Annotated in this window: 1 protein-coding gene; it reads right to left on the bottom strand. The window is 60.4% G+C overall.

Going from position 1 to position 1,786, the window contains the following annotated elements; genetic code table 11:
- Positions 1-92 precede the first annotated feature (92 nt).
- Positions 93-1,786, bottom strand: a 1,694-nt coding sequence (locus ABL922_RS14810) for a class I tRNA ligase family protein (protein ID WP_349024975.1), incomplete at its 5' end; no start/stop codon positions are given.

Genomic DNA, 1,786 nt, shown 5'->3' with positions numbered 1-1,786 from the left:
GCCCTGAGCTTGTCGAAGCCCTGTTGTTACTAACTTCGAGAAAAAAACAACCCTTCGACAAGCTCAGGGCAGGCGGGTTTGGAGAGGTAAAACTAGCCACCGACCACATCCGCGCACCGGGTGCACAAGGCCCCGTCCTCGGCCACTTCGGGCAAATGCCGCCAGCAACGCCCGCATTTGTGGTGGGTGGTGCGCGTGAAACGAAATAGTGGCGGGAGGATTGTATCAATAGCTGCCGCTCGCTTCATTTCATGCTCCGCGACAGATATGCTCTGCACGATACATAGTTCGGCAAAATCAACTTCACTGGCATCAACCAAAAGTCGCGGATCTGACACCAGGCATTGACCTTCGGCCTCAAGGCTAGAACCGATAGCCTTCTCTCGCCGCAAAGGCTCAATGGCTTCGGTCACACTCGCACGAAACTCTCTTAGGCGCGTCCACTTCTCCACCAATTCGTCATCCCGGCGAAGGCCGGGATCCAGTCCTTGTGGCGCGTCTGGGTCCCGACCTGCGTGGGAAGGACCAAGGTTGGGCAATTCCGGCCACTCCAGCAAATGCACCGAGCCTGCATCGGGAAAGCGCGTGGCCCACACTTCCTCGGCGGTGAACACCAGAACCGGCGCGGCATAGCGGACCAGCGCGTGGAACAGCGTGTCGAGCACCGTCCGGTAAGCGCGGCGTTTGGGCGATGATGGCGCGTCGCAATAGAGGCAGTCTTTGCGGATGTCGAAGAAGAAGGCGCTGAGGTCTTCGTTGGCAAAGTCGCTGAGCAGGCGGACATAGGTATTGAAATCGAAGCTGTCGGTCGCCGCCCGCAGCTTCGCGTCCATGTCGCTGAGCAGATGCAGCACATAACGCTCGAGCTCGGGCAGCTCCTCATAAATAGGGACTGTCCCTATTTTTTTCTGTTCCTCATCAAACCCGTCGAGCGCGCCCAGCATATAACGGAAGGTGTTGCGAAGCTTGCGATATTGATCGGAAACGCCCTTGAGGATTTCATCGCCGATGCGGTGGTCCTCGGTATAATCGACGCTCAATGCCCACAGCCGGATGATGTCGGCGCCGCTGGTTTCCATAATTTTGAGCGGGTCGATGGTGTTGCCCTCGCTCTTCGACATTTTGCGGCCCTTGGCGTCCATGGTGAAACCGTGGGTCAGCACCGCGTCATACGGCGCGCGGCCGCGCGTGCCGCAGCTTTCGAGCAGCGAGGATTGAAACCAGCCGCGATGCTGGTCGCTGCCCTCAAGGTAGAGATCGGCGGGCCAGCTCAATTCGGGCCATTTGCCGCTCTCGAGCGTGAACACATGGGTGCAGCCGCTGTCGAACCAGACGTCGAGGATGTCGAAGACCTGCTCGTAATCGTCGGCGCGGTAGGCATCGCCCAGATATTCCTGCGCGCGGGCGGCCTCCCACGCATCGACGCCCTCAGCGCGGAACGCGGCGACGATCCGCGCGTTGACGGCGGCGTCGGTGAGGTAAGCGCCGCTGTTGCGGTTGACGAACAGCGTGATCGGCACCCCCCATGCGCGCTGACGACTGAGCACCCAGTCGGGTCGCCCCTCGACCATCGAGCCGATGCGGTTGCGGCCCTTTTCGGGGACAAAGCGGGTTTCGGCGATGGCTTGAACGGCGGCTTGGCGGAGTGTCTTAAGCCCCTCCCCAACCCCTCCCCTGAAGGGGAGGGGTTCAATCGGGCGATCCATCGCCGCGAACCATTGCGGGGTGCAGCGATAGATGATTTTGGCTTTCGAGCGCCACGAGTGCGGATAGCTGTGCTTGTAAT

The sequence above is a fragment of the Sphingorhabdus sp. genome, assembly GCF_040079335.1.
Lineage (GTDB): Bacteria > Pseudomonadota > Alphaproteobacteria > Sphingomonadales > Sphingomonadaceae > Sphingorhabdus_B.
This window is presented reverse-complemented; position numbering and strand designations above follow the sequence as displayed.